Here is a 26,378-nt window from a genome sequence, read left to right as displayed (position 1 = left end):
GGAATCCATGGATCTAAACTCAATCAACATCAAACGATTCCATTTGCATTACTTCAGTTATTTATTCATATTATTCATCTTAAGTCTCCCACTAACAATGGGTTTGGTGGAAGAAGGCTACCGAATTCTCTTTTATATTGGTGGAGCCATATCGTTTTCGATCCAAATGGCGATATTACAACTCCGATTCCTACCTCGTAAAATCCCTGCTTTATCAGAGACTGGATTCCCGTTTTTCACAGTATTCCTCTCCTTTTTTCTAAATTTAGGCATTTTGACTGCGTTTCAGGTCTTAGGGTACCCTTTTGAGGCAACTTCTGGATTTTTAATTGCCTATTTCGTCCACCTTCTTTTCCTTGTATTTGCGAGCTATTTCAGTGGAAAATAAGTCTAAATATCGGTTTTTTTTATCATTTTTATTAGTTTTTTCCCTTAGTTTTACGAATGTTTTTGCAAACGATTCGGAAGGGCACAGCTCTGATGAGGGCTTCGATTTCAGCGAAGTGATGGCACACCACTTAGGTGATGCTCCGATCTTCCCTCTCAACTTTGGTGGCACGATTGTCACAGAAGGCCAACCTGGTTTTGATGCAGAAAACCATGATGTATTTGTGAATCACGACGGAGTGAAATACCACTACGTAGGTGGTCTTGATTTACATATCACCAAACGAGTGACCATGATGTGGATTGCTTGTTTTTTTATGTTCCTTGTTTTCATCCCAGCTGCGAATCTCATTTCTAAGAATCCAAAAAAAGTTCATAACAAATTCACATCGGGTGTGGAAGCATTTGTCAGTTATCTGAAAGAAAACGTTGTCGATTCCTCTCTGGACCACCACGGACATTCTTATTACCATTACATCTTCTCTTTGTTTTTCTTTATCCTTTTCTGTAACTTGTTCGGTCTCATCCCATCCGTGGGAGAACTCACTGTTGCAGCATCAGACGGACTTGTTGCACTGGGAGTATTTGACCACACACCACATTCTCTTCATACATTCGGAGAAATTTGGTCAGGGATCACTCCTACTGGTGACATCAGTGTTACCCTTTCACTCGCATCCATTACATTGCTCACAATTTACGGAACTGCATTTACCTACCAAGGGATATCCTTCGTAGCACATGCTGTTCCTAAAGGAGTTCCACTCCTTTTATGGCCACTGATGTGGGCATTGGAATTTATCGTAACTCACATTGCTCGCTCTTTTGCGTTAACAATGAGGTTACTTGCCAACATGACAGCAGGACACGTTATGATCCTTGCGTTACTTGGTTTTATCTTTATGAGCGAAAGTTGGCTCATTGCACCTGTATCTGTACTCAGTTCAGTGCTTATTTACTTTTTAGAACTACTTGTAGCCTTTTTACAAGCGTTCATTTTCTCACTGCTCACAACCGTGTTCATCGGAACTGTGATGCATAGACATTAACATTGGTTTTATTTATATTATAAAACACACAGGAGTGAAACGAAAACAATGGAATTCGGTTTAGGATACATCGCAGTAGGACTCGCAGCAGGACTTGCATTACTTGGTGCAGGAATCGGTATTGGTAGAATTGGTGGATCAGTGGCAGAAAGCATTAGCCGCCAACCAGAAGCAGCGGGAAAGATCCAACTCGTTCTTTACGTAGCAGCAGGTATGATTGAAGGTGCAGCACTTTTCGCAGTGGTAATCGCTCTTCTTATCGCGCTCAAACTCAATGGCTCAATTGACAAAACAATTGGTGCTGGTGCCACTAAAGTAGAACAAGGACAATAGTCTTGGTACTCCTCGCGGCTTCCGGCTTCAATTTGCTGAAAGTCAATCCGGGTCTGGTCATCTGGACCCTGGTCACTTTCTCAGTTGTTGTCTTCGTTCTTAAAAAATTTGCATGGGACAAGATCCTTCATGCTCTCGAAGAACGTGCTTCCGGCATCCAAGGTGATATCAACAAAGCGGAATCTCTTCGTGTTGAAGCAGAAAAGTCTTTAAAAGAATACAAAGACCAACTCTTCAAAGCAACAGAAGAAGCACACAGAATTGTCGATGAAGCTAAGAAAGATGCAGTTGCTCTCCGTACTCGATTGACGGAAGAAGCGCACAATGAAGTAAAAGGAATCAAAGACAGTGCTGTTCGAGAAATCGAACTTGCTAAAGGCAGAGCTTTGTCCGAGTTACAAAACCAAATTGTGGAAATGTCCGTTCTCATCGCGAGTGAGATCTTGGAGAAACAATTGAAGAAGGAAGACTATGCTTCCTTTGTTGAAAAAGAGATCGCAAAACTCGATAAACTTAAAATCAAATGAGTCTGAACCAAATTTCAAAGGTTTACGCAACGGCACTTTTGGAGTTAGCTCAAGAAGCTAACTCACTTGAGTCAACGGAAGAGGAATTAGCAGCGTTAGTTGATGTTTTCTTCTCCGATGATTCAATACGCCATTATTTCCTTTCTCCATTAGTTGATCCTTCTGAGAAAGAACGAACTGCAGAAAAGTCAGTTCAAGGGAAGGCATCGGAAATCGTTGCCAATTTTATAACACTTGTGGTTCGTAAGAATCGATTTCTTTACCTCAAGGATATTTTGGAAGACTATCGAACTGGAGTGGACCGACTCAAAAATCGTAGTTCCCTTCGCATTGTTTCCAAAGATTCTCTCGGTAAAGAAGCAGTGGATCGTATCACCAAGTCAATTTCTTCCAAGTTCGGACGCGAAGTTCGTGTCACTGAACATACGGATCTTAACCTAATCGGTGGATTCAAAATTTATTTAGACGACTTTTTAATCGATGCCTCAATCCGTGCAAAACTTGACGGAACTCGAGAGGCTCTCCTCCAAAAGAAAATCCCAGTCGGAGCATTTGAATGAAAATTAAAACAGACGAAGTAACGTCGGTACTAAAACAAGAAATTAAAAACTTCAAAAAAGACCTCCAAGTCGAAGAGGTCGGAACTGTTCTCGAAGTCGGGGACGGGATTGCAAGAGTTTACGGACTCACAAACGTAATGTCAGGAGAGCTCGTTGAATTCCAAAACGGAGTTCGAGGCCAAGCCTTCAACTTAGAAGAAAATTCGGTTGGGGTTGTTATTTTTGGTGATTATATCAAAATTGAAGAAGGTTTTTCCGTAAAACGTGTGGGAAAAATCTTCGAAGTTCCAGTGGGACCAGAACTTCTTGGTCGAGTACTAAACCCTCTCGGGGAAGTGATCGACGGAAAAGGACCACTCAACGCAAAAAAAACAAGACCAGTTGAGTCTCCAGCTCCTGGGATTGCGATGAGAAAATCGGTTCATGAACCAATGCAAACTGGTATCAAAGCGATTGATGCGATGATCCCAATTGGACGTGGACAAAGAGAGCTCATCATTGGTGACCGTGGAACTGGAAAAACTTCCATCGCCATCGACACCATCATCAACCAAAAAGGAAAAGGTGTGATCTGCGTTTACGTAGCGATTGGACAAAAAGCATCTACTGTTGCTTCCACCATCGAAATGTTACGCGAAAAAGGTGCTCTTGAGTATACGATCATCGTATCGGCAAATGCATCGGAACCGGCTCCTATGTTATACATTGCACCTTACTCTGGTGCGACGATGGCTGAATACTTTATGTATGAAGAAGGAAAAGCTACACTTGTTGTGTATGATGACCTTTCCAAACAAGCCGTAGCTTACCGACAAATGTCACTCCTTCTTCGCCGCCCACCAGGTCGTGAAGCATACCCTGGAGACGTATTCTACCTTCACTCTCGCCTACTTGAAAGAGCAGCGAAACTTGATGATAAATTTGGTGGTGGGTCCATGACTGCACTTCCGATCATTGAGACACAGGAAGGGGAAGTATCTGCTTACATTCCTACAAACGTAATTTCCATCACTGATGGTCAGATTTACCTTCAGTCTAACCTATTTGCATCGGGCCTTCGCCCTGCGGTGGATGTCGGGATTTCTGTATCTCGGGTTGGATCTGCTGCACAAATCAAAGCGATGAAAAAAGTAGCAGGAACTCTGAAGTCAGACCTAGCACAGTTTCGTGACTTGGAAGCGTTTGCTCAGTTGGGAACAGAACTTGATCCAGTGACACAAGCACAGCTTGATCGTGGATACCGAGTCCTTGAAATTCTCAAACAACCAAACAACTCTCCAACTCCAGTGGAAGAACAAGTGATTTCCATCTTCGCTGTAACAAAAGGATTTATGGATACAATTCCTACTGCAAAAGTAAGAGAATTTGAAGCTTTCCTTTTGAGAACAATGAGAGAGCAACACCCAGAGATTCTAGAAGAAATCAGAACTGCCAAAGAAGTGAAACAAGAAGCAGCTCTGCAAAAGACAATCAAATCGATTGCTGAACATTTTTTAGCAAAGAATAACTAAGGGGAAAGATCTTGGCGACACCGCGTGAGATAAAAAAGAGGATTAACTCGGTTAAAAACACGAGAAAAATCACTCGAACCATGGAGATGGTCTCCACGGCTAAGGCAAAAAAAGCCACTAACAAAGTGAATGCGGCGAAACCATACGCTGATTTAACACGAGAGTTAGTGTCTTCCTTGTCTAGCCTTGCTGGGATCATCCATAGCCCTTACTTAAGGAAGCCGGATAAAATCCGTAAAGTTGCTATCCTTGCTATTGCCGCAAACCGTGGGTTATGCGGAGGATTTAACTCCAACTTACTTCGTATGGTCAAAAACCGAATCGAAGAGTTGAAGTCAAAAGGTGTGGAAGTAGAAGTCCATGCTGCAGGGAAAAAAGCGATCTCTTTCTTTAAATTTGCAAAAGTAGAATTGGTAACTTCATACACCAACATCGATGACAAAGCAGGAAGTAAAGAGGCAAATGATCTTGCTTCATACTTTATGGAACGTTTTGCCAACGAATCGGTGGATTCTGTTGAAATCATTTCCACTCACTATTATTCGGCAGCCAATCAGAAACCTGAGATTACATCTGTCCTTCCACTGCAAATGGAAGATACAGTTTCCAAAGGTTCTTCAGGGCCAGAAGTTTTATACGAACCAGATCCAAAAACCATCTTAGAAAACTTACTACCTATGGTGATCAAAACTACGTTTGTGAAGATCATATTGGAGTCGGTGGCATCCGAACACATTGCACGTAGAGTGGCGATGAAAGCAGCTACCGATGCAGCTGGTGAGATGATCAAACTTCTGACTCGCGGATACAACCGAGTTCGTCAGGCAAAAATTACGCAGGAAATTTCAGAAATCGTAGGGGGAGCGGAAGCCATCTCCTAACAAAGGTCTTTCGGAGTATATATGAATAAAGGTAAAATTAAACAAATCATCGGTTCGGTATTGGACATCAGTTTTGATTCCGGCAATATGCCTGAAATCTACAATGCCGTAGAGATTCAATCGAAAGTAAACGGCAAAGATGTTACTATCACGGCAGAAGTGCAACAACACATTGGAGACAACACAGTACGTGCGATCTCCCTTCAATCTACTGACGGATTAAAAAGAGGATTGGAAGTTGTTGATACAGGTTTACCAATTTCTGTTCCAGTGGGAACAAAGACACTTGGACGTATTTTCAATGTGTTAGGTGAGGTGATTGACGAGTTAGGTGACCTACCTAAAGACGTTAAAAAAATGCCGATCCATAGAAATGCTCCTTCTTATGAAGAAATTAAGCCAAAAACGGAAATCTTTGAAACAGGGATCAAGGTCATCGACCTTCTTGCTCCCTACATCAAAGGGGGTAAAACTGGTCTATTCGGTGGTGCTGGGGTAGGGAAAACAGTTCTCATCCAAGAGCTTATCAACAACATCGCAAAACAACACGGTGGTTACTCCGTGTTTGCTGGAGTAGGGGAAAGGACTCGCGAAGGAAACGACCTTTGGCACGAGATGAAAGATTCTGGTGTCATCGACAAAACAGTACTTTGTTTTGGTCAGATGAACGAACCACCAGGTGCACGTCTCCGTGTGGCTCTTTCTGCTTTGACAATGGCAGAAAACTTTCGTGATGAATCTGGATCTGATATCCTTCTATTCGTAGATAATATCTTCCGTTTTTCACAAGCTGGTTCTGAAGTATCGGCGCTTTTAGGTCGTATGCCTTCTGCGGTAGGATACCAACCAACTCTTTCCACAGAGATGGGGGGATTACAAGAACGAATCACTTCCACAACTAGAGGTTCCATTACTTCTGTGCAAGCGATCTACGTACCTGCCGACGACTTAACGGATCCGGCTCCGGCAACTGCCTTCACTCACTTAGATGCAACAACGGTTCTTTCTCGTGCGATTTCTGAAAAAGGGATTTACCCAGCCGTGGATCCACTTGATTCAACTTCTCGGATCATGAACCCACAAATCGTGGGAGACGAACACTACAACACTGCTCGCGAAGTACAAAGGATCTTACAACGTTACAAAGACCTCCAAGATATCATTGCGATCCTTGGTATGGATGAACTTTCTGAGGATGACAAAATCCTTGTGGCTCGCGCTCGTCGTTTGGAAAAATTCCTTTCGCAACCATTCCACGTGGCAGAACAGTTCACAGGTCGACCTGGTAAGTATGTGAAATTGGAAGACACGATCCGTTCTTTCAAAGGGATCATCGAAGGTAAGTATGATTCTCTTCCAGAACAAGCATTCTACATGGTCGGATCGATTGACGAAGTGATCGAAGCGGCAAAACAACTCAAAGGTTAATTCGGATGAGTAAAGAACTGACTCTAACGGTCATCTCTCCTGACAAAATCCTTTACCAAGGAAAGGCAGAATCAGTGATTCTGCCTGGATCTGTCGGTTATTTTGGAATTTTACCAGGCCATGCAACACTTGTGTCCCAACTTGATTTTGGGCTTATCAAATTGCATACATCGGGGAAAGAATTCCGAATCGCCATTGATGGTGGATTTTGTGAAGTGAGAAATGACCAAATCCGAGTGCTCACCGAAGGTGGGGATTCTGAAGATGATTTATCCCATGACCACGCCATCGAACTCTTACAGGAAGCGGAAGCACTCCCCACCTCGAAAGAGAAAGAAAATCTCCTAAAGAAAGCAAAAGTTCGCATTTTACTGCACGAACGTTAATTTTTTTCCCCCCTTCTTGCCGAAAATATACCAGAGGGGGATTTCCTTTGAATCCAATCTGGCTCCGTAGATTTGTATTGTTTGCAATACTGTTACTAGGGTTGTATTACTTAAAGGAAAACCCTGATTTGCGAAAAAGAATCTATTCGGAAGCACCGATTCGTGTTAAAATTGAGGGACCAGTTGTGAACCCTGGAGTTTATACATTAGAAGCAGGTTCCAATGGAAACGATTTAATTGAGATCGCTGGTGGAACTTTACCAGGAGCGCAAATCAAAACGGAGGACAGTACCTTGGAACAACCGTTAGAGGATGGCCAGGTACTAAATTTGGGAAAACGGTAATCGAGGCGAATGGCGGATCAAGAAAAGAATCAAAACGAAGATCTAGAAAACATCGAACCTATACTCGATGAGGACTCGTTTTCATTAGATTTGGATGATTTTGATTTAGGTGATGATGATTTGGATGTCTCACCTGGGATTGAAGCTCCAAACTTAGATGATATTTCCGCTTTTGACGATGAAGATGATTCCATTTCCGATATGGTAGCCTCTTCGGATGATTACGAAGATTTACTTGATATTGATTTAGATTCAGATTTAAACTTACTCGGGGAAGAAGATCCCATTTTGCATGATGAAGATATTCATGCTGATTTTTCAGACTATGAAGAAACATCTGAAATAGAAACTCCAACTTCACAACCTACAAAATCTCAAAATAAACAACCATTAACAATCGATGATGAAGACCTAGAATTAGAGTTTGATGATGATTTAATCGATCTCGATAAAGAAATTGAAGCCATACTAAATGGTGAAGATGGAATTTTAACATCCAAAAAACAATCAGCTTTGCAAGATGATGAAGAAGATGGTCCAATCTCCCTTTCATTGGAAGAGTTGGAAAATATCACTGGTTCATTACCAGAAGAAGAACATTCGGGGTTACCTGAGAGAGAATTATCTTTCGATGCAGACCAAGACGAAGACCATGCGTTAATCGATGAACATTCAGATTTAGATCTGGATTTAGACGATTCCGAAATAGATACAACACTTGCATTTGACGAAGAGGGTAAACCTCAATTTGATCTTACAGATTACGATAACGAAGAAACATTTATCCCACAAGATGACTTAGGTCCAGGTGGAGAAGAAGAATCTAGTTTTAAAACTTTAGTAGATCCAGAAGAAGAAGAATTATTTGGGCACAATAAAGAAGATGAAAATCTTACCCTCTCTGATGAAGAATTGGGAAGTATCCTTGGTGCCGGTGGCGAAGCAAGTTTAGAAGAAACTTTAGCATCAGAAGAAGAGTTTTTCACTACTGATGATCACTCAGAACTACCAAGTTTTACTGATGAAAATAGCGAGTTTGATTTGTTAGGTGGCGAATTTGAGCCTTCTTCAGAAAATACTGTTGAGTCCGAAGAGGAAGAAGATGAAGGTCCACTAACTTTATCATTAGAAGAATTAGAAAACATTTCTGATGGATTAATCCCTGAGGAAACAGAAGAAACGTCATCTGATCTGCTCAGTGAAGAAATTGAGGATGAGTCCATTACATTAAGTGCTGATGAACTAGGAAGTATCATCGCAAATGATCCAATTGAAGAAAATGATTCAGAAGAAGACCATCATGAATTAGATACTGATTTGGGAGAAGATTTCGGATTTGATTTTGGTGAACCAGAATCAGATTCGGACGAATCTTCTGTTGAAGGATTAGAAGGTGAGATGGAAGGTTTTGAATCTGCTTCGGATGAAGAAGATGAAGGACCTATTGCACTTTCTTTAGAAGAATTAGATTCGATTGCTGCAGAAGCGGAAGAAGTATCTGAAGAAGAATTGGTTGATAGTTTAGATCGTGCACCACTTCCTTATGAAGAGGACCTAACACCTAAATCTGACCTACTTGCGGAAGAAGATGAAGACGAATCCATTGCTTTATCAATGGAAGAATTAGAAAATATTGCTGCTACTGAAGAAGAAGATAATGCGATCACAGAACATGATGATAACGATATATTAGAAGCAGAAATTGAACAAGAAGATGTAACTCTTTCTCCTGAAAGTTTGGACGCTATCCTTGGTGAAGAACTTCCGGGAGAAGGTTTAGAAGACATCGCCAATTTGCCAGAGGAAAAGGAATTTACACTTTCAGAACAAATTGAAGAAGAATCGAATAACGAATTTAATTTAGATTCCATTGATGAAACATCCAACTCTGAAGTTTCTTTGGAGCCAATGGAAGACATCGATTTAGTAGAACATGAAGAGGAAGCTGATTTTGGCGATTTTACTTCCGATTCTACGATTGACGATAGTTTTGATTTAACACATGATCTAACAGAAGAAGTGCGAACTCCGACACTTGCGTCTGATGATTCGGAAGAATTTGAAGTAGATCTTGATGAATATGCGATGGAAGGTAAACTTTCACCACTGGAAGAACTTCGTAAATCAGATGTGTCCGTACCTGAAACAAACAAAGAATCGTCGGATGCTTTCGCTGAGGCAGGTGGTGATCAATTATCAGTGGGAGATCGTAAAAAAGTTCTAGGTTATCTAGATAACTTACTTGGTAATTTGCCAGACGAGGTCATCCGAGAATTCTCGAAATCACAATACTTCGAGTTATACAAAAAAATGATGAAAGAATTGGAGATATAAAGTGGGATTACTCGACCGAGCCGAAGAGATTAAAAAAACTTCGGAAGCCCATGAATCAAATCCAACCAGTTCCAAAAAAGAATCTCCCTCTTTACTCAAAAAAGCGGAACATTTTCGGGAAGCTGAACTTCCAACAAATCAAACTAAAAAAGAGTCAGTGCCTGTATCAGATTCTGACTCAGATTGGTTAGACGATGCAATTTCAGATACCTTGGCCACAGAGATTGGTGATTTGCCAAATCCTGACGGTGAAGAAGAATTCGATTTAAGTGATATTCCTGAGCTAACAGATTCCGATTTTGGTGATTTGAGTGAAGGCCATGATGACTGGGACAAAAATCCTCTCTCCAATTTAGAGGATGATTTGGATTCGATTCATGACGAGTTGAATCCTTATGAACCAGTGGATTCGGAATCAGATCTCGAACCGGAACCAGATTTAGAAAATGACTTTTTGCCAGAATCCGATTTAGACAATACATCGGAAAAAGATTCCACTCAATCTAATACTCAACCCAATTTGAATCCTACCAAAGAACCAGAATTAGGTGATGACCTTGTAGAGCGTGACTATCACGATGAATTACAAGAAAAAGATGTTCCGCTCCCTGAAGTGAATTTATTTGATGAATGGGAAAACGAGGCAAAAAAAGAAGCCGCAAAACAACCATTACGCCCATCAAAAGAAGATCCAGCTCCAATTGGTGAGGAAGTATTATTTGATGATGAATCAGATTTTGGAACTGCACCAATGGCTTATCATCTTGCTTCCAAAAAACGGATCGAAAATTACCAAGCCATATTTGAAATCACTAAAGAAATTGCATCTTCTAAAGAATTCTCAGATTTTTTTGATAACTTAGTTTATAGTTTAATCGGTCAAGTGGGTTGTCATTCTGTCGTAGTATTAACATCAACAAACCCCAAAAATACAAAATGGGAAGCAATTGCAGCGCAAGGGATCCAATCAAAAGACACTTGGTATTTCAACCCAGGTGACGAAATTTACGCAAGGATTTCTGATTCTGAAACTGTCATCTATGCTGGTGAGTTTAAATCTTCAAGATTGCCGAATAGAGAATTGAATTTATTGAATGAAATGGAGTCAGAGATATTGGTTCCGATTCGCCACGGTGAAAAATGTTTTGGAGTTTTATCACTTGGAAAACTCATTAATGGTGAAGAATACATTACAGATGATCTAGAGTTTGCAAAGATAGTCGGAGATATTGCTGGATCTGTTTTTGAAAGAGTTTCAGAGTTTGAAGTTATCAATGATGAATTAATGCATGCAAAAGAAGTCATTGAAATAAATGAATCTGTTTTGCAATTTGCAAGAGAATTTTCAAAAGTTCGTAAGATGGATGAGGCTTATGACTTTTTAATTGATAATATAAAAAATAAACTAGGAGTAAAACAATTTTCTTTCCTAGTTTTAGACTCTGAAACAAGATCCGATTACATTGTATTTGGTTCCAATTTCATTTTACCAGAACGAACAAAAGACTTTCGACTTAGTAAAGATTCCGACATTGTAGGTATGGTTTCCAATGTATCAGGTGTTTATAAATTGGAAAATTTCAGAGAAGATGCGGAACTGAAATCAATTTTCACAAATGATGAATTAGGAATCATGAGTGAATTTACTATTCTTCCTATTATCAATTTGAACTGGTTAGTTGGAATGGTCATTATTCATTCAACAGGATCCGCCTGGACTGATACTACTAGGGATGTAGCAGTTTCACTATTGGAGACATCTGCTCCAGTGTTTGCAAATTTATTAATCCTCCAGGAAAAAGAAGCACTCTTTAGAAATCCATTTAATCCACTTGAATCAAGAATCTTACTGGAAATGGAGAAAGCATCCAACCTTAAAGCATCTTTCACTGTTTCCTTGTTCAAAATCCAAAATGTATCAAGAATGATCCATTTAGTTGGAACTGGAACTTTTGCTCGTTATGCAGATGCGTTACGTAAAACAATGATGGATCATATTAGCGAACTTGATTTTTTTACAAGAGTTGGCCAAGGAAAATTTGTTTTAGTATTACATGGTAAAGACAAAGAAGAAACTGATGTTGTCATCAAAAAGATCAAATCTTCATTTTCCAAAAAAGAAGACACAATCATCGGTAATTTTAGAGCGAGTTACCGAGTATTAACTTTATCATATCCAAATGATACAAAGGACAAAAATCAGTTTTTGGAAATGGTTGAAGAAGCCTAAGTAACCATATTGTTATTCAATTCCCTGAATTTTCTTTTATACTTTTTCGTATTTTATCTGATCTATTATTTTTCTCCCTTTCGGATTCGAAAACTATTGTTACTTTTTTTTGGGATCTACTTCTATTCTCAGTGGGGTATCGGTGGAACTATTTTATTATTCTCTTCAATACTCTTTAATTATACAATTGGGATTCTAATTGATAAAATCCCTGCTAATAAAAAAAGACCACTTTTTATTTTTGGAATCACAGCCAATGTTTTGTATTTGGCGATATTTAAATACTTCTTGTTTGTCTGGGGAGTTCTATCAGATTTAAGGATTGAATTTGGTGAATCTCCATTACTTTGGAAACCAAATATACTATTACCAATTGGAATTTCTTTTTATACCTTCCATAACATTAGTTATTTGATTGAGGTGTATGATAAAAAAATACCAGTCTGTAGAAACTTTTTTACCTTTGTGCTGTATGATATGTTTTTCCCATTGTTATTGCTTGGCCCCATTGAAAGACCTGGGAATCTAATTCCACAAATTGAATCAGAGCGTTTCATTTCGAAAGACAATATATGGAACGGACTTTCCTTGTTTTGTTTTGGAGTTTTCATTAAATCGAGTATAGCAGATCCTTTGTCGCGTTATGTGGGAATCCAAGTTGGATCCTTTTTATCCTTGGAACCAGGAATTTTATGGATTGTTGCTCCAACCATTGCCTTCCAAGTGTATGCAGATTTTTTTGGTTATTCATTATGTGCGATGGGGCTTGCCGAAATGTTGGGTTTCGAACTCATGAACAATTTCAAAAGACCATTTTTTTCTTCGAATCCATCGGAGTTTTGGTCAAAATGGCATATTTCTTTATCTACATGGTTACGTGATTACGTTTATATTAAATTAGGTGGAAATCGACATGGATTCGTTAGAGAAAATATAAATCTAATGTTTGTTTGGTTTTTAACGGGAATTTGGCATGGGGCAGGATATGGATTTATTATTTGGGGTTTTTACTTGGGCATTTGCCTTGTACTTTACCGAATTCTAAAACATCTAGGATTGACCAAATTGCAAAACAAAGTTTTTACAGGTATCGGGATTCTATTTACCTTTTATACTTTCTCTATTGGATTATTGTTATTTAGAATCAACTCACCGAAGGAATCTTTACTTATTTTAGAAAATTTAAGAACATTTCCATCATGGAATCAAATTCCTTTTATGCTTTTACTCATCATTTTACCTCTATTTCTCTTTGACCTTTGGCAAGAATGGAAACAAACAGATAGACCAACATTTTTTGTAACAACAAAACCATATCTATTTTCTGTAATTTTAGTTCTTTCATTTTTCTGGTTTTCACTCGTTTCACCTTTTGCCAAAGAAGACTTTTTTTATTTTCAATTTTAAACATTATTCATATGATATATAATCAATGAAAGTTCGTTTCCTATTTATCATTTTAGTTGGCATCTCGATTGTGATGCACCTGACTTATGGTAAGTTTATATCTTATTGTGAAACAACTTCAATTTATTGGTATTACGCAAAAAACAGAAACTGGGATCAAAAATCTAAAATACTTGTTTTAGGAGATAGTCAGATCGTCAGCGGAATTTCTCCTGAAACAATTGCAGAAATTGAAAATGTAAACTTAAGTGAAATATTGTATATTCCTTTGCCAAGTCAACAACCAGAGGGAATTTTATCTGATACACTAAAATCGATTCACAGACTTCCTTATCTAAGAAAAGTGTATGTCAATATCTCCCCACTGAATACGAGTAAAAATTCAATTACGGATGCTCATAAACAATTATATTATTCCTTCGGTAATTTTGATTTTTTACAGATAACCGAACCATTGATTCGTAAAGCATATTTTGGAAATCTAACGGATATAAGTTGGAAATTAGTGATCCAAATTTTCCCATACTTTGCTCTAAGCTCCAATTTGAATCGTATATTTTATGATCCCATTGTCCAATCTGACTTATCACGAAGGAGTTTGGAGTCGGAATTCATCAAAGAAAGTATGGAAAAAAAGAGTGGTGCCTGGATCTGGAAATCAACAGGTGATGATCCAACCTTGCAAGAGTTAGACAATTTTCAAAATTTGGATACTTCTATCCTTGCGGGGAAAAGAGAGTTATCGATTCAGTTGTGGAATCAAATGTTTAAGATCTTGGATAATCAAAATCTTGATGTTGTGGTTCTTCGAATTCCATTTTCTCCAAAGATGGAGAACAATTTGAAAGAGAAAAATGCAAACTTGATAACAGATTCTGTATTAGAATTTTTACATAATTCAAACTTACAAAACAAAAGAGTGGTTTTAGATTTTAAGAATGAGTTTTTGAAGGAATATTCGTATTTTGCAGATTTGACGCACCTCAACCAAAAAGGAAGAGATGCTTTGGCAAAGATACTAAAACGATTGTTACTTGATCACACCAACACGTCTGCCAAGAGCATGTAGGTTGATCCCCCAGCCAATTCCAAAGAATTGTTTTGGAGTGAGGATTTCTTCTGTACTTGGATCCCAAATATCTTTAACGAACGCTTCCGCTGAAATTTCAGTCCCGTACGGAATTCCCCAGAAATTTTTTTCTTCTTTGTATGACATATAACCCCCTTCGGTTTACCAAAGTTTATACTTTTGAAGATTCTACCATAGTATAAAATTCTTGGAAATGATAGGCTGAATCATGAGGACCAGGGCATGCTTCCGGGTGGTATTGCACTGCCATAACAGGTAACCCTTTGGTTTTTAGACCAGCCACAGTGTTATCAAAAAGATTGATCCGTGTGATCGGAAGGTCAGGTGAAGACTCACCTAATACGTGAAAGCCGTGGTTTTGCGAAGTGATTTCAATTTTTCCTGTTTCTTCATTTCTCACAGGATGATTACCACCACGATGACCAAATTTTAATTTGGAAGTTTTTTTACCGAGCGCGAGTCCTATGATTTGGTGACCCAAACAAATTCCAAAGAGTGGTTTTTTTGCTTCCATAATGGTTTTTGCCGATTGGATCGCATAATCGAGTGGAGCTGGGTCACCTGGACCATTGGATAAAAAGAATGCATCAAAACCTTCTTTGATTAAGTCTTCAGCTTTTGTTTTTGCAGGGAATACAAATACATTAAAACCTGCAGAATCGAGTAGTCGTAAGATATTTCTTTTGATCCCAAAATCATATACAGCAAGTTTGAATTTGCTTGGAGAGTGTGCACCGTATTCATATGGTTTTTCACAGGTGACAATTTGGGCTAAGTCTTGGCCTTCCATTGATGGTGCATTTTTAACAGTTTCTAAAAACGAATCTTCATAGGTTTCGCTAATAAAAATCCCACAATTCATGGCACCTGAATTTCGGATAATGCGCGTTAGTTTGCGTGTGTCAATTCCTTCAATGGCAGGTATACCAAAACGAATTAAAAATTCACTGAGAGTTTCTTTGGATTGGAAATTTGAAGGACGTTTGACATACTCTTTGACGATGAGACCAGAAGCTTGGATTCTATCTGATTCCATATCATCGGGATTGATTCCGTAGTTCCCAATCATTGGGTAGGTAAGTGTAACAATTTGACCTTTGTAAGAAGGGTCAGTTAAAATTTCCTGATACCCTGCCATAGAGGTATTGAAGACTACCTCACCGATCGAATTCTTATTTGCACCGAAGGATCGGCCCTTCATGACCGTTCCGTTTGCTAAAACCAAAAAAGCCTGCATCTAATCCATTCCAAAGAAATGGGCCAGGTTTGCGAACAAAAATTCATCAATCTTTTACATAATAACGTTTGATCCTATCATAACGGTATTCCCCATCGATCATGACTGTTTTCATCTTAGAAAGTTCTTCTGCCATGATTTCTGCTTCCGTTGGGTTGATCGTTAGATAAAACCGTCTCCCCCACACAAGGTAGACAATTTGGCCGAAGACCGGATCTGCTTCTACGACTTGGCCTTGGATGGTTTTTGTCTGCGCTTGTTTTGCCGGAGAAGTCACTTGGTACTTTTGGAAGACGTGAGGTTTGCCCACACAGAACCACTGGTCGGAGGTAGGAGAATTCTGGGTGGCTTTTCCTTCTACATAGAGATTGTTTTTTGCTTTGTGACTAAAACTAAGGCTCATGGTTTCCGGATCACAGAGAATGGTCCGTTCTCGTAAGCTGGTAGAATCCAAAAAACGAAAGTGAGAATTCTCACCATCTGATTCCCAACTAATCAATTCGCCTGAAAAACGAATCACCTTTCTTTCTTTGGCACTGGTCATGGTAGAAAAAAGAACAAAAAGCCAAAGGAATCTGCAAATAAGGAAAAGTTGTTTAGACAGGGTTAGACTCATTCGAAATTCCACATTTAACACAATTTTCGTGAAGATTTAACAATTTTATTTGACAAATCCTATGAGAAGCACTAGTTTCATTGCAATTGTCGGTATGAACGGCTGCTCACTGGCATTCGTTTGTTCGCAGGAATGAAAAAAATTCAGGAAACACTCACTAAGGAGTAATCATCAAATGCTGAAATCTCTACGATTTGGAATGATGGGGTTCGTACTTATGTGCTTGGCTGGTAGCTTAAGCGCACAATCTGGTCCTCGTTCTTATGTTATGTTCGGTTTGGGTATGCAATTCGACCTTGCACAACTCGGTGGAACCATTACGAAAGATGGACTAGATTCAAGAAACCCACAGTTAAACGCTGCTGGAACACCAACAGGTTCTCTTCAAAAAGCAATCTACGCTGAAAACACACTCATCAGTTTAAAAAGAACAACTGGTGGAGCAGTTGGTGCAAAAACCAACGGAGCTATGGTGGGTGGTAACGTAAACATTGGTTACGAAAAAGAAGGAGTCTTCGGAGTACCTAGCCTTTTCTGGAGAGTTAACGTAAACTATACTACAAAAATTTCTGGTGGTGATACTTCTTCTACTGTGATGGGTTATAAGTGGTTAGACCAAGAGTGGCAATACACAGCTTGGACTGTTCCTACTTACTTAGGTATTAAATTATACAATGCTGCAAACGATACTGCTGTATATATTGGAGCAGGGGTAAACTACTTCCAAGGATGGTGGGGAGTTTCTGGTACAATCAACAACCCAGGACTTCAAACCTTCGCACCAGGAATTTTAGGACCAGGTGGTACTCTTCTTGGTGATGCTCCAAACCCAGGAATCCATAAAGAAAACGTACGTTTCGGTGCAAGTGGATTCGGATTGAACTGGTTAGTTGATGCTCAAACAAAAGTTACTGACAAAGGTCACCTTTTCTTTGAATTAGAAACCATCCTTTCTGCTGGAATGGGAGTTGGTGGAGTTGCGTCAATCGGTGGAGCATCTGCTCTTGCACCTTGGGTAGCTTACCCTGTGGTGATCGGTGGACAAACTTACCGCGTAGGTTACAAAATCGAAATTTAATCAGTTCATCACTGTTAAAGGAGAAAACCGGTGTTGGATTCCAACCCCGGTTTTTTTTTGCCAAAATGATAAATACGTTAATCCAATTGCATTTTAATCCCAGTGATTTGGAGGCTCCATTAGAAGTTTGATAAAATCCAAATCTTTTTTAGTGAGAGTTTTTTGGTCATGAGTGTAGAGTTTGAGCCGGACTTGGTTGTAAACATTCCATATCTCTGCATGGTGGTCTAAGGATTGCGACACAAAGGCAAGTTTTGTTAAAAAAACAAATGCATTTTGAAAAGTATCAAATCGGTATTCAAAACATAATGAATGAAAACCATCTTCTTCCTTTAATTTCCATAGAGGGTATGATGCGAGTAAAAATTGGATTTCAATGTCTGTCAATTTTGGGTTTTGTTCTTTCATGATTTCACCTTCCGTTTATGGAATACAATTAAATACAATCCAAGCAGTATCACTGTTCCTCCACATAATTTCTGTAAGTCGAAAGGCTCATTCATAAACAAAATTCCGACAAACATGAGAAAAATAGGTTCGATTAGTAGTGTTGCATTCAGTTTGCTGATCGGTAAATAATTATGCGCTTCAAAATAAAAGGCTCTTCCTAAAAAATATCCGAGTAGAGAACAAAGACCAAGGATCACGATGGTATTCCATTTGGGTATGGCAAAAGATCCAATTCCTAATGAATAAATTAAAAAAAATATACATAATAAAAACAAACGTAGGTATGCATACTCAAGACCTAATATTTCTGGGATGTATTTTTTAATTAAATAACTTTGGATCGCAAACAAAAAAGCACTTAATAAAATACAAAATGCAGATAAAAAATTGATCTGACCTTGTAAGGTGGAAATTAAATAAATTCCAAATAATGATAAAACAATTCCAAAAACTTCCCTATCCTTAAATCTTTCTCCAAGGAATACAACCCCAAGGATGACATTATACAATACGGTGGTTTTGATAAGAATCGCAGCGGGACCGAGATCTGTTTGTTTAAGTGCATAATAATATAAAACGATCCCCATCGCATTGGAAAAAGTTCCAATGAATAAGATGAGGCCATCTCTTTTGATCGTGAGGATCACTTTTTTTCTACGTTTGTTAGAACTTAAGAAAAAGGGAGTCACAACTAAAAAGGCAAAACCAACACCAAAGAATGCTGCCATTTCTGGAGATAAGTTAAACCTTCGGAATATTTCTTTAAATCCGATGACTTCAAATGCAAAAAAAACACCGGTTAAAAAAACAAAAAAATATCCTTTTTTTTCATTACCAGTCAATGGATTGTTTTCCTATTGAATTTAAATATTCATTTGTTTTTGAAAAATGTCGGTTCCCTAAGAATCCGCGGTATGCAGACAGTGGAGAAGGGTGTGCTGATTTTAAAACCAAATGTTTGTTTGGTGGAATCAAAAGTTCTTTTTTCTGAGCAAAAGATCCCCATAACAAAAATACTAAATTTGTTTTTTTTTCAGCTAAGATTTTGATTACAGCATCAGTAAATATTTCCCAACCTTGATTCTGATGAGACCCTGCTTTGTCTTTTTCGACTGTGAGTGTGGCATTGAGTAAAAAGACACCTTGTTTGGCGAGGTAACTTAAATCCCCTGACTTCGGAATCGGTTTATTTAAATCGTCTTTTATCTCTTTGAAGATGTTTTGTAAGGAAGGAGGGAATGGTACACCTTCCTTTACTGAAAAACAAAGTCCATGCGCTTGTCCTGGTCCATGGTAGGGATCTTGACCAAGGATCACCACTTTGACTTCGTCAAAAGGACACAAGTCAAACGCGGAAAAAATCAGTTTTGCAGGTGGGTAAACAACAGCCGATCGGTACTCGTTTTTTATCCATTCGCGCAATTTTGTGAAATAAGGTTTTTGAAATTCATCGTTTAAAACCTCTTTCCAACTAGGTTCAATTTGAACTTCTTTCAGATTTCCCCTCCAAATGAAAGAATAACACGCGTAAATCGATACCACCATGTGTAACATGGATGGTTTTTTTTGAAAAATTCTTTAATTCTTTCATACAATCGCTCCACTTATCCTCATTTGGGCAAAGTATAAAACCAATAATGGAAAACTTTTTCTGTAAATCTTTTGATAAAACATTAAGTCTATTACCAATCTTTGCATATAACTTTTCTTCTGGACCGGTCATTTCGTTTTTTCGGTATCCATACGGTGGGTTTAACGGTATAAAGTAATGAGTCGTATTTTCGTTCCCTTCAGAGAAAACGGGAAAAGTTTTTAAAAAGTCTGAGATGGTATGATCAATTGATTCGACATGGATCCATTTTCTCCAATTTGAAAATTCTTGAGTCCAATACGGTGTTAAAGCTGGGTCTGTATCTTGTATCACCATGGGCGTTACATGTGTATTATTTGGTAATAAGGTGTTTCGTTTTTTTAAAAAATGTTCATATGATTTTTCTGGAAATAATGTGAGTTTCTTCCAAATAAATTCCCTCGGTAACGATAAAAATGGGATTTTTTCTTCACCTAATTTCCATTCGGTGGCAAAAGTCATTGTTCCGGCAAAAGGAATATAAACTGAATTTACCTTTTCTCTTGGAATCGAAAAGATTTGGAAACACTCTTCAATAAGTATATGAGCCAAGTCCTCGGGGACAGGTGCACTTGTTGGGAAAGTAGCTTTGATTCCTCGTTTATAACCTGGTTCTCCAAGGACAGAAAGTGAAACTGTAATTTCATCCTCAAAGAAACTAATGTGTAAGTTTTCTTTGATTTCGTAAAATTTTGTATCTGGATTGGAAAAGAGTGGTTTTGCAATTGAAACTGCTTCTGTTAAAATTCGGTCCCATTCTTCTTCTCGTTTTTCAGCAGACTTGTCCCAATCATTGGTTCTCGCTATGACAAGACGTAAATCTCTGATAAAATACCCATTGAACAAAAGATAGGTGATTTGATGTGCATTAGTATTTTCAATTTTAATTTTTTCAGAAAACGTACGCACATTCGCTTCTGGTTGGTTCGGAAGTGGAATTTGGTCTAGGTTTTCTTTTACCTTATCTCCCACCCAAGTGGATGTGCCTGGAGGAAAATATAATTCCCATGTCAAAGTTGTACCCTGTTGGGGTTTTCTGATTTTAAATTTCCAATTCATCTTTTCCTTGCTATCCGTATTTCTTGGGAAAGACTGACCTTACATGTCTAGGATCTTCACTCCAGAACTCTTTTTGGTGATTGCCGCCATTCTTTGGGGTGGAACCTTTGTGGTCATCAAACTTGCTTTGGATTCGGTACCTCCTTTTTTATTTTTAGCGGTCCGATTTTCTGTCGCTGGGTTCATTACACTTTTAATCTATCGGAAAACATTATTTTCAAAAGCAAATCGTCGTCTGGATTATATTGTTCCTGCCTTTTTTGTCGCTTGTTCCGCATTACTTGGATATGCGTTTCAAACCATTGGGCTTGTGTATACTTCGGCAACACAATCTGGATTTATGACGGGTGCCTATGTGATTTTTGTTCCGTTACTTGAGATCGCCATAGAACGCAAACTTCCATCTTTAAGGACATGGATAGCGGTTGTGATCGTTGTGATTGGATTATTTTGTATTTCGCAAAATGGTAAAAATTTCGATGAGATTCAAAACAATTTAGGATTTGGGTTTGGAGATGGACTCACTCTTATCGGTGCGTTTTTCTTTGCGGTGTATATCATTTTGATCGATATTTATACTAAAAAAATCCCATCTCAAATTTTGGTCTCGTTTGAAATTTTATTAATCGCAATCGTATCTAGTTTTTTATTTCCAGTTGAATCTATTTTTTTAAAACAAACTATCAATGTACAATTTGACTTAAAATTTTGGATTGGTATCATTTATACATCAGTGTTTGCAACAATTTTTACAACACAGATACAAACTAGATACCAAAAGGCCGTGTCACCTGCCAGAGCTGGATTACTCTATAGTTTGGAACCAGTGTTTTCTTTTTTCTTGGCTTATCTTGTATTAGGCGAAAGATTGGGCACAATTGGTGCCATTGGATCTTTTTTAACTTTATTCGGAATTTTATTTTCAGAAATGGGAAAATGGAACAAACGAGAGGAATGAGTCTCATTAAACTCACCTCTCTTTTATTCCCTACAACTAACGCATAAATTGATTCCATTTCATATTTCATCTGGAAATGGTAACTAAATGATTTGGTGTTCTTTTAAAGCATGATACAAAATGCCAATTGTCACTTTTAAGATCGATAATACAGGGATTGCCAGTAACATTCCAAAGATCCCAAAAAAATTCCCTCCCACTGCGATCCCTATCAAAATAGCAAGTGGGTGTAAGGAAACTGCATTTGCAATCACAACTGGTTGGACTATTGCATTGTCTACAAGTTGTGCAACGATGACAACTGAGGCAATGGAACCGATTGAAGGTGACATTTCAGGAAACAAAATTGCAAAGAGGATTGGTGGGATGGCACCAATCAGTGGTCCTAAGTAAGGGATGGAATTGGCAACACCTAAGAAGATTCCAAATAGAACGAAAAATTTAACGCCAACAATAAAAAAACCAATGGAGGCAACAATCGCCATAATTCCACATTGGATCACTAAACTTTTCAAATAACTTGTGATCTGTTGATTCATTCGGTAAAATACCATAAGGAACATTTCAAAAAACCGGTTAGGAATAAAACTAATCATAGTTTTGTAAATTAGGTTTGCATCGAGTAACAAAAAAAAGCTGATAATTGGAATGATGATCATCCAACTAATGAATGTTGGAATCATCACAACAATTCCTCTCAGAAACTCTTCTAAGTTACTTGTTGCAAGTTTTGCAATTTCTTCGGGATTGATGATTTTTTTCCAAAGTTCTGGATTTTTAGAAACAACAGGTAATTTGGAAAAATCCAAAAGTTGAAAATTCGGATCATCCATTTTGATAGACCACTCTGATACAATTGGTTGTGCTTTTTCAAACAAGTTTGGAAGATAAAAAGCCAAAAACCAATAAGCGCCAGCAATTAAAAAAGTAAAAATAAAGATGATTGTGATTGCTCGATGAATTCCTCTAGATTCAAAATAATCCACTACCCCATGGAAGATATAAAAATGAATTCCCGAAATGAGAAGAGGAATCGCTAAAAATTTGACACCTACAATCCCAATGAGAACGGTTAATGCGATGAGGCCAAAAAAAGCAGACCTTAATACCAGAGAAGAAATACTATTTTCTTTAAAGATCATTTTGATTTATTCTTTTTACTTTTAAAGTATGCTGCTTCTAATGTATCATTTGTTTTGCGAAGTCTGTCAGCGATGATAGAGGCAAAACTTAGAAGTAAATCATTCCCAACGCGAGGTTTTGTTTCCAATAATGTTTTGAGTTCTGGTTGGAAAAAACCAAGTAGAATTGAATCTACAAGAGTCACAGCAGTTGCTGATCTTGGGAAATCTTGGAACAAAGCAAGTTCTCCAAAAAAAGCACCTTTTTCAAGTTCGGCGAGTTTTAATGTGACTCCTTCACGTTCTGAGAAAATTTCTACTTTTCCCTGTAAGATTAAATACACTCCAGTGCCCGCTTGGCCTTGGTAAAATATAGTTTCACCAGCATAGTATTTTCTTTTATGGATGAGCCTTGCTACTTCACGAAGTGTCCTTCGTGACATACCTTCAAAGATAGCCGTTTCACGAAGAAAATGTGAAATCTCCGTAATGGGATTGTCATCGCGTTTGAGAATGGATTTCCAAAGGGGAAGTTGCATATTGCCTCTCTTATATAAATCGGATAGACGAGGTCTGGAATTGATAAAACTTGCACTTATGGGACAAGCTTTTTATGTTACCGGAACCGGCACCGACGTAGGCAAAACCTTCTTTTCCAGCCTGTTTATGGCCAAATATGCGAAAAAGTTCGGATTCCGTTATTGGAAACCCATCCAAACAGGAACAATCAGTGCCGACGACACAACCTTTATCCAAAAAACGACGAATTTGCCCGATTCCTGTTTTTTAAATCCAATCTTTGTTTATAAAACCCCAGCGAGTCCGCATTACGCAGCAAAAGCTGAAGGTCAGACGATCGATCCAAAACTACTTTTGAATTTGGTTTCCAAAGAAAGAAACAATAATACTCTGATTGAAGGGGCAGGTGGAGTGTTTGTACCTATCACCGAAGATTACCTTACCATACGAGCGATCCAAGAATCAAATCTTGGTGTGATCGTTGTTGGATCTACTGAACTTGGAACCATCAATCATACTTTATTAACCTTAGAAGCATTAACATCTCGTTTTATCCCTGTGTATGGATTTTATTTAGTTGGTCCAAACAACTCTTTACAAGAAGACAATGCCTCCATGATACAGAGATTAGGTGGTGTTTCTTTTTTAGGTTTTACTAACTTTCCCGAGCAGAAGTTAACCTCTGAAGAATTTATCAGTTTTGCTACAGAACATTTTGATCCAAATCGAAATGTGATAGATCTTGTTATCAATGCAGATGAAGAACTATAATCCAGTCAACACACTCACTTGGGTGCCACTAACCATTCAAGATGAATCTGAATCCTTACTAAAAATTGTATCTGCAGAGAAAGAATTTGTAACAGATGAAGACGGAAATGTCTGGATAGACGCCATCTCAAGTTGGTGGACTATGATTTATGGGCATCGCCATCCGACTTTAGTGGAAGCATTACAAAACCAACTTAAATCATTGGATCATGTTATGCTTGCGGGGAATATCCATGAAGCAGCAGAAACTTTATCCAAAGCTTTGTTAGAGTTAACACGTTCTGATTTTGCGAAAGTCTTTTATTCTGATAACGGGTCGAATGGGATAGAAATTGCTTTAAAACTCAGTATCCAATACTATCAAAACAATCCAAATACAAAACCGAGATCTGAATTTTTAGTTTTTTCCAATTCATACCATGGTGATAGCATCGGTGCGATGAATGTATCAGGGAAAAACTACTTCAATCGAATTTTTTCTGAGTTACGGTTCCCAACGAAAGAGTTCCCGGCTCCAAATTGTATGTTTTGTCCTTGGGGAAAGAAACCTAATAATTGTTCTACGGAATGTTTGTCTGAATTAGAACTTGAAATCAAACAAAAAGAATATGCTGGCATTGTGATCGAACCTTTGGTATTTGGGGCCAATGGAATGTTATTCTACGATAAAAAAGTATTGGTCAAACTTAGAGAACTCGCCACCTATACCGACACATTACTGATTTTCGACGAGGTATTTACCGGAATGGGAAAATTAGGTGATCCGTTTGCTTACCAAAAGGCAAGTGTTGTTCCTGATTTACTAGTGATAGCAAAAGGATTAACAGGTGGGATGTTACCCCTTGCCGCCACTCTCGTTCCAAATTTTGTTTATGAAACATTTTTATCCAAAGATCCTTATAAGTCTTTTTTCCATGCCCATACAATGACCGGGAATGCACTAGCATGTAGCGTAGGTTATGCGTCTGTTGCTATGTTAAAAGATTTTGGGCTTACAAAAGTGAGAGAGTTAGAGTCAAAATTAAAAACACATGCAGAATCCTTTCAAAATAAAATGGGAAATTCTATCGAAAATGTCCGTGTAATGGGCGGAATCTTTGCATTTGAATGGAAAGAGCCAGTAGCAACTGATGAATATTTAAATCCTATAGGAAAACAAATCAGGGATTCTCTTCGCAAATATTTTATTTTATTAAGACCTCTTGGAAGGACTATTTACATTACTCCACCTTATACGATTTCAGATGCCTCACTCGAAAGAATATTTTTAGCACTCGAAAAGACACTGCTAACATTTTTAGAAACAGAAGAAGACTAAGTTTCTCCTTCAATTTTTCTTCGTTTACAGAGTCACGCAAGTTCAAGATTTTGTTCTCATGATCGCAAGTATCCAAGAAAAAACTATCTCTTCCTCTCCATCACTCATTTCCGAGGAAGAAGCCCTTCAGATTCTAAAGGGAGAAGTCCCACTTTTACCAGCAGTGGCAAAAGCTTCTGAAGAAAGATATCGTCATTTTGGTAACCGAGTTCGGATTCATATATTAGATAATATCAAAAATGGGTATTGCCCAGAAGATTGTGGTTACTGCGCCCAAAGGAAAGGTGGGGAATCTGGAATCCAAGAGTATTCCTTAAAATCGCCTGAGGCAATCTGGGAAGATGCCAAAAAAGCAAAAGAGAATGGTGCCTATCGTTTTTGTATGGTGACTTCAGGCCGAGGTCCAACTGACAAAGCAGTCGACAAATTGGCAGAAACTATTTCCAAAATTAATGGTGAATTAGGAATGAAGGTTTGTCTTTCTGCCGGAATCCTAGACTCCAAAAAAGCAAAAACATTAAAGGATGCAGGCCTTGATCGTTACAACCATAACCTCAATACGTCCGAGTCAAAATACAATGAAATTTGTTCTACACATACTTTTAAAGACCGACTAACAACACTTGAAGCGGCAAAAGAAGCGGAGATTGGACTTTGTTCTGGGATCATCGTGGGAATGGGGGAAGAATTGAAAGACATCGTACAAGTTGCTTTTGAATTAAAACGACTTGGAGTGATTTCTATCCCTGTGAACTTTTTTATTCCCATTAAAGGGCATGCCATCCAAAAGTCACCGCTCACACCTGAATTTTGTATTCGTGTATTGTCTATGTTTCGTTTGGTGAACCCTGATTCAGAGATCCGTGTTGGTGCGGGTCGGGAAGGGCATTTAGGTTCTTTACAATCCATGGCACTTTATGTATCCAATTCTTTGTTTGCTGAAGGTTATTTGAATGTAAAAGGCAGCGAGATGGAACAAACCATGAATCTCATTCGTGATTGTAATATGGTGCCTGAGTTTACGGAAGGAATCCCAGAAGGTTGGGAAGACTACGAATCAAAGTTTTTATACGACGAGAAAAACTTTCCAGAACTCTATAAACACAAAAAGTAGTTTGCCTTTTTCACTTTTGGCGGTATCATGCTCCTACTTT

Annotated in this window: 28 protein-coding genes; 19 read left to right on the top strand and 9 right to left on the bottom strand. The window is 38.3% G+C overall.

Features of this window, described 5'->3' with window-relative positions; translation table 11 throughout:
* The first annotated feature begins 7 nt into the window (after positions 1-7).
* The 14 genes from EHQ43_RS06595 to EHQ43_RS06530 all read left to right on the top strand — a co-directional run bounded on the left by EHQ43_RS06595 (position 8) and on the right by EHQ43_RS06530 (position 14,446).
* The gene (locus EHQ43_RS06595; protein WP_135770449.1) at positions 8-388 is read left to right on the top strand and encodes a hypothetical protein; all 381 of its coding nucleotides are present in this window, start codon (positions 8-10) and stop codon (positions 386-388) included.
* The gene (gene atpB / locus EHQ43_RS06590; protein ID WP_425256021.1) at positions 357-1,436 is read left to right on the top strand and encodes a F0F1 ATP synthase subunit A; all 1,080 of its coding nucleotides are present in this window, start codon (positions 357-359) and stop codon (positions 1,434-1,436) included. The genes EHQ43_RS06595 and atpB overlap by 32 nt, the downstream gene beginning before the upstream one ends.
* Positions 1,437-1,484: 48 nt before the next feature.
* Positions 1,485-1,769: an ATP synthase F0 subunit C gene (gene atpE, locus EHQ43_RS06585; protein WP_002975055.1), complete on the top strand. Its 285-nt coding sequence runs from the start codon at positions 1,485-1,487 to the stop codon at positions 1,767-1,769.
* A 2-nt stretch (positions 1,770-1,771) separates the two neighbouring features.
* Positions 1,772-2,296 carry a F0F1 ATP synthase subunit B gene (locus EHQ43_RS06580; RefSeq protein ID WP_135741201.1) on the top strand — a complete coding sequence of 175 codons (525 nt, stop codon included), beginning with the start codon at positions 1,772-1,774 and terminating at the stop codon, positions 2,294-2,296.
* Positions 2,293-2,856, top strand: coding sequence for an ATP synthase F1 subunit delta (gene atpH / locus EHQ43_RS06575; RefSeq protein WP_135741202.1), 564 nt, complete (start codon positions 2,293-2,295; stop codon positions 2,854-2,856). Before EHQ43_RS06580 ends, atpH begins: the two co-directional genes overlap by 4 nt.
* A complete protein-coding gene (gene atpA / locus EHQ43_RS06570) occupies positions 2,853-4,367 on the top strand; it encodes a F0F1 ATP synthase subunit alpha (RefSeq protein WP_135741203.1) in 1,515 nt (504 codons plus the stop codon). The genes atpH and atpA overlap by 4 nt, the downstream gene beginning before the upstream one ends.
* Before the next feature lie 11 nt (positions 4,368-4,378).
* Entirely contained in the window at positions 4,379-5,248 is an 870-nt protein-coding gene (gene atpG, locus EHQ43_RS06565) for an ATP synthase F1 subunit gamma (protein ID WP_039928501.1), read from the top strand.
* Positions 5,249-5,269: 21 nt separating this feature from the next.
* On the top strand, positions 5,270-6,676 hold the full coding sequence (gene atpD, locus EHQ43_RS06560) for a F0F1 ATP synthase subunit beta (RefSeq protein ID WP_135741204.1): 1,407 nt from the start codon (positions 5,270-5,272) through the stop codon (positions 6,674-6,676).
* A gap of 5 nt (positions 6,677-6,681) precedes the next feature.
* Positions 6,682-7,062 (top strand): ATP synthase F1 subunit epsilon, encoded by a 381-nt coding sequence (gene atpC / locus EHQ43_RS06555; RefSeq protein WP_015677061.1) that lies wholly within the window; start codon positions 6,682-6,684, stop codon positions 7,060-7,062.
* A 47-nt stretch (positions 7,063-7,109) separates the two neighbouring features.
* The gene (locus tag EHQ43_RS06550; RefSeq protein WP_135754596.1) at positions 7,110-7,406 is read left to right on the top strand and encodes a polysaccharide biosynthesis/export family protein; all 297 of its coding nucleotides are present in this window, start codon (positions 7,110-7,112) and stop codon (positions 7,404-7,406) included.
* A gap of 9 nt (positions 7,407-7,415) precedes the next feature.
* A complete protein-coding gene (locus EHQ43_RS06545; RefSeq protein WP_135754597.1) occupies positions 7,416-9,740 on the top strand; it encodes a hypothetical protein in 2,325 nt (774 codons plus the stop codon).
* A gap of 1 nt (position 9,741) precedes the next feature.
* On the top strand, positions 9,742-11,970 hold the full coding sequence (locus EHQ43_RS06540) for a GAF domain-containing protein (protein ID WP_135770448.1): 2,229 nt from the start codon (positions 9,742-9,744) through the stop codon (positions 11,968-11,970).
* A gap of 96 nt (positions 11,971-12,066) precedes the next feature.
* Positions 12,067-13,377 (top strand): MBOAT family O-acyltransferase, encoded by a 1,311-nt coding sequence (locus EHQ43_RS06535; protein ID WP_244242675.1) that lies wholly within the window; start codon positions 12,067-12,069, stop codon positions 13,375-13,377.
* A 25-nt stretch (positions 13,378-13,402) separates the two neighbouring features.
* Positions 13,403-14,446 carry a hypothetical protein gene (locus tag EHQ43_RS06530; protein ID WP_135770447.1) on the top strand — a complete coding sequence of 348 codons (1,044 nt, stop codon included), beginning with the start codon at positions 13,403-13,405 and terminating at the stop codon, positions 14,444-14,446.
* Here the strand turns inward: EHQ43_RS06530 and EHQ43_RS06525 are convergent.
* The 3 genes from EHQ43_RS06525 to EHQ43_RS06515 are packed head-to-tail and all read right to left on the bottom strand — an operon-like array spanning position 14,408 to position 16,320.
* Complete coding sequence (locus tag EHQ43_RS06525; RefSeq protein WP_135741210.1) at positions 14,408-14,593, bottom strand: DUF5808 domain-containing protein; 186 nt, start codon at positions 14,591-14,593, stop codon at positions 14,408-14,410. The two genes, EHQ43_RS06530 and EHQ43_RS06525, sit on opposite strands and share 39 nt — an antisense overlap.
* A 25-nt stretch (positions 14,594-14,618) precedes the next feature.
* Complete coding sequence (carA, locus tag EHQ43_RS06520) at positions 14,619-15,704, bottom strand: glutamine-hydrolyzing carbamoyl-phosphate synthase small subunit (protein WP_135741211.1); 1,086 nt, start codon at positions 15,702-15,704, stop codon at positions 14,619-14,621.
* Positions 15,705-15,750: 46 nt separating this feature from the next.
* Positions 15,751-16,320, bottom strand: coding sequence for a hypothetical protein (locus tag EHQ43_RS06515; RefSeq protein WP_135770446.1), 570 nt, complete (start codon positions 16,318-16,320; stop codon positions 15,751-15,753).
* A 175-nt stretch (positions 16,321-16,495) separates the two neighbouring features.
* On the opposite strand from EHQ43_RS06515, the gene EHQ43_RS06510 reads away from it, so the two are divergent.
* Positions 16,496-17,398, top strand: coding sequence for a porin OmpL1 (locus EHQ43_RS06510; RefSeq protein WP_135770445.1), 903 nt, complete (start codon positions 16,496-16,498; stop codon positions 17,396-17,398).
* Positions 17,399-17,491: 93 nt separating this feature from the next.
* Here the strand turns inward: EHQ43_RS06510 and EHQ43_RS06505 are convergent, their stop codons facing one another.
* Genes EHQ43_RS06505 through EHQ43_RS06490 form a run of 4 tightly spaced genes read right to left on the bottom strand, consistent with a single transcriptional unit; the run spans position 17,492 to position 20,537 of the window.
* Positions 17,492-17,806 carry a 4a-hydroxytetrahydrobiopterin dehydratase gene (locus tag EHQ43_RS06505; protein ID WP_135770444.1) on the bottom strand — a complete coding sequence of 105 codons (315 nt, stop codon included), beginning with the start codon at positions 17,804-17,806 and terminating at the stop codon, positions 17,492-17,494.
* Positions 17,803-18,690, bottom strand: coding sequence for a DMT family transporter (locus EHQ43_RS06500; RefSeq protein ID WP_135754602.1), 888 nt, complete (start codon positions 18,688-18,690; stop codon positions 17,803-17,805). The genes EHQ43_RS06505 and EHQ43_RS06500 overlap by 4 nt, the downstream gene beginning before the upstream one ends.
* Positions 18,680-19,393 (bottom strand): uracil-DNA glycosylase, encoded by a 714-nt coding sequence (gene ung, locus EHQ43_RS06495; protein WP_167481757.1) that lies wholly within the window; start codon positions 19,391-19,393, stop codon positions 18,680-18,682. The genes EHQ43_RS06500 and ung overlap by 11 nt, the downstream gene beginning before the upstream one ends.
* Positions 19,326-20,537: a hypothetical protein gene (locus EHQ43_RS06490; RefSeq protein WP_135770443.1), complete on the bottom strand. Its 1,212-nt coding sequence runs from the start codon at positions 20,535-20,537 to the stop codon at positions 19,326-19,328. The genes ung and EHQ43_RS06490 overlap by 68 nt, the downstream gene beginning before the upstream one ends.
* Positions 20,538-20,580: 43 nt before the next feature.
* Here EHQ43_RS06490 and EHQ43_RS06485 point away from each other — a divergent pair, with 43 nt between their 5' ends.
* A complete protein-coding gene (locus EHQ43_RS06485) occupies positions 20,581-21,495 on the top strand; it encodes a DMT family transporter (RefSeq protein ID WP_135754604.1) in 915 nt (304 codons plus the stop codon).
* Positions 21,496-21,578: 83 nt separating this feature from the next.
* On the opposite strand, the gene EHQ43_RS06480 is transcribed toward EHQ43_RS06485, so the two are convergent.
* Positions 21,579-22,637 carry an AI-2E family transporter gene (locus EHQ43_RS06480; protein ID WP_135741218.1) on the bottom strand — a complete coding sequence of 353 codons (1,059 nt, stop codon included), beginning with the start codon at positions 22,635-22,637 and terminating at the stop codon, positions 21,579-21,581.
* A complete protein-coding gene (locus EHQ43_RS06475) occupies positions 22,634-23,155 on the bottom strand; it encodes a cyclic nucleotide-binding domain-containing protein (RefSeq protein WP_135741219.1) in 522 nt (173 codons plus the stop codon). Before EHQ43_RS06475 ends, EHQ43_RS06480 begins: the two co-directional genes overlap by 4 nt.
* A gap of 58 nt (positions 23,156-23,213) precedes the next feature.
* On the opposite strand from EHQ43_RS06475, the gene bioD reads away from it, so the two are divergent.
* Genes bioD through bioB form a run of 3 tightly spaced genes read left to right on the top strand, consistent with a single transcriptional unit; the run spans position 23,214 to position 26,338 of the window.
* Positions 23,214-23,906, top strand: a complete 693-nt coding sequence (gene bioD, locus EHQ43_RS06470; RefSeq protein WP_135754945.1) for a dethiobiotin synthase — start codon at positions 23,214-23,216, stop codon at positions 23,904-23,906.
* Positions 23,893-25,224, top strand: a complete 1,332-nt coding sequence (gene bioA / locus EHQ43_RS06465) for an adenosylmethionine--8-amino-7-oxononanoate transaminase (RefSeq protein ID WP_135741220.1) — start codon at positions 23,893-23,895, stop codon at positions 25,222-25,224. The genes bioD and bioA overlap by 14 nt, the downstream gene beginning before the upstream one ends.
* Positions 25,225-25,282: 58 nt before the next feature.
* Positions 25,283-26,338: a biotin synthase BioB gene (gene bioB, locus EHQ43_RS06460; RefSeq protein ID WP_135770442.1), complete on the top strand. Its 1,056-nt coding sequence runs from the start codon at positions 25,283-25,285 to the stop codon at positions 26,336-26,338.
* Positions 26,339-26,378 lie beyond the last annotated feature (40 nt).

It is taken from the genome of Leptospira bouyouniensis, assembly GCF_004769525.1.
Classification (GTDB): domain Bacteria; phylum Spirochaetota; class Leptospiria; order Leptospirales; family Leptospiraceae; genus Leptospira_A; species Leptospira_A bouyouniensis.
This window is presented reverse-complemented; position numbering and strand designations above follow the sequence as displayed.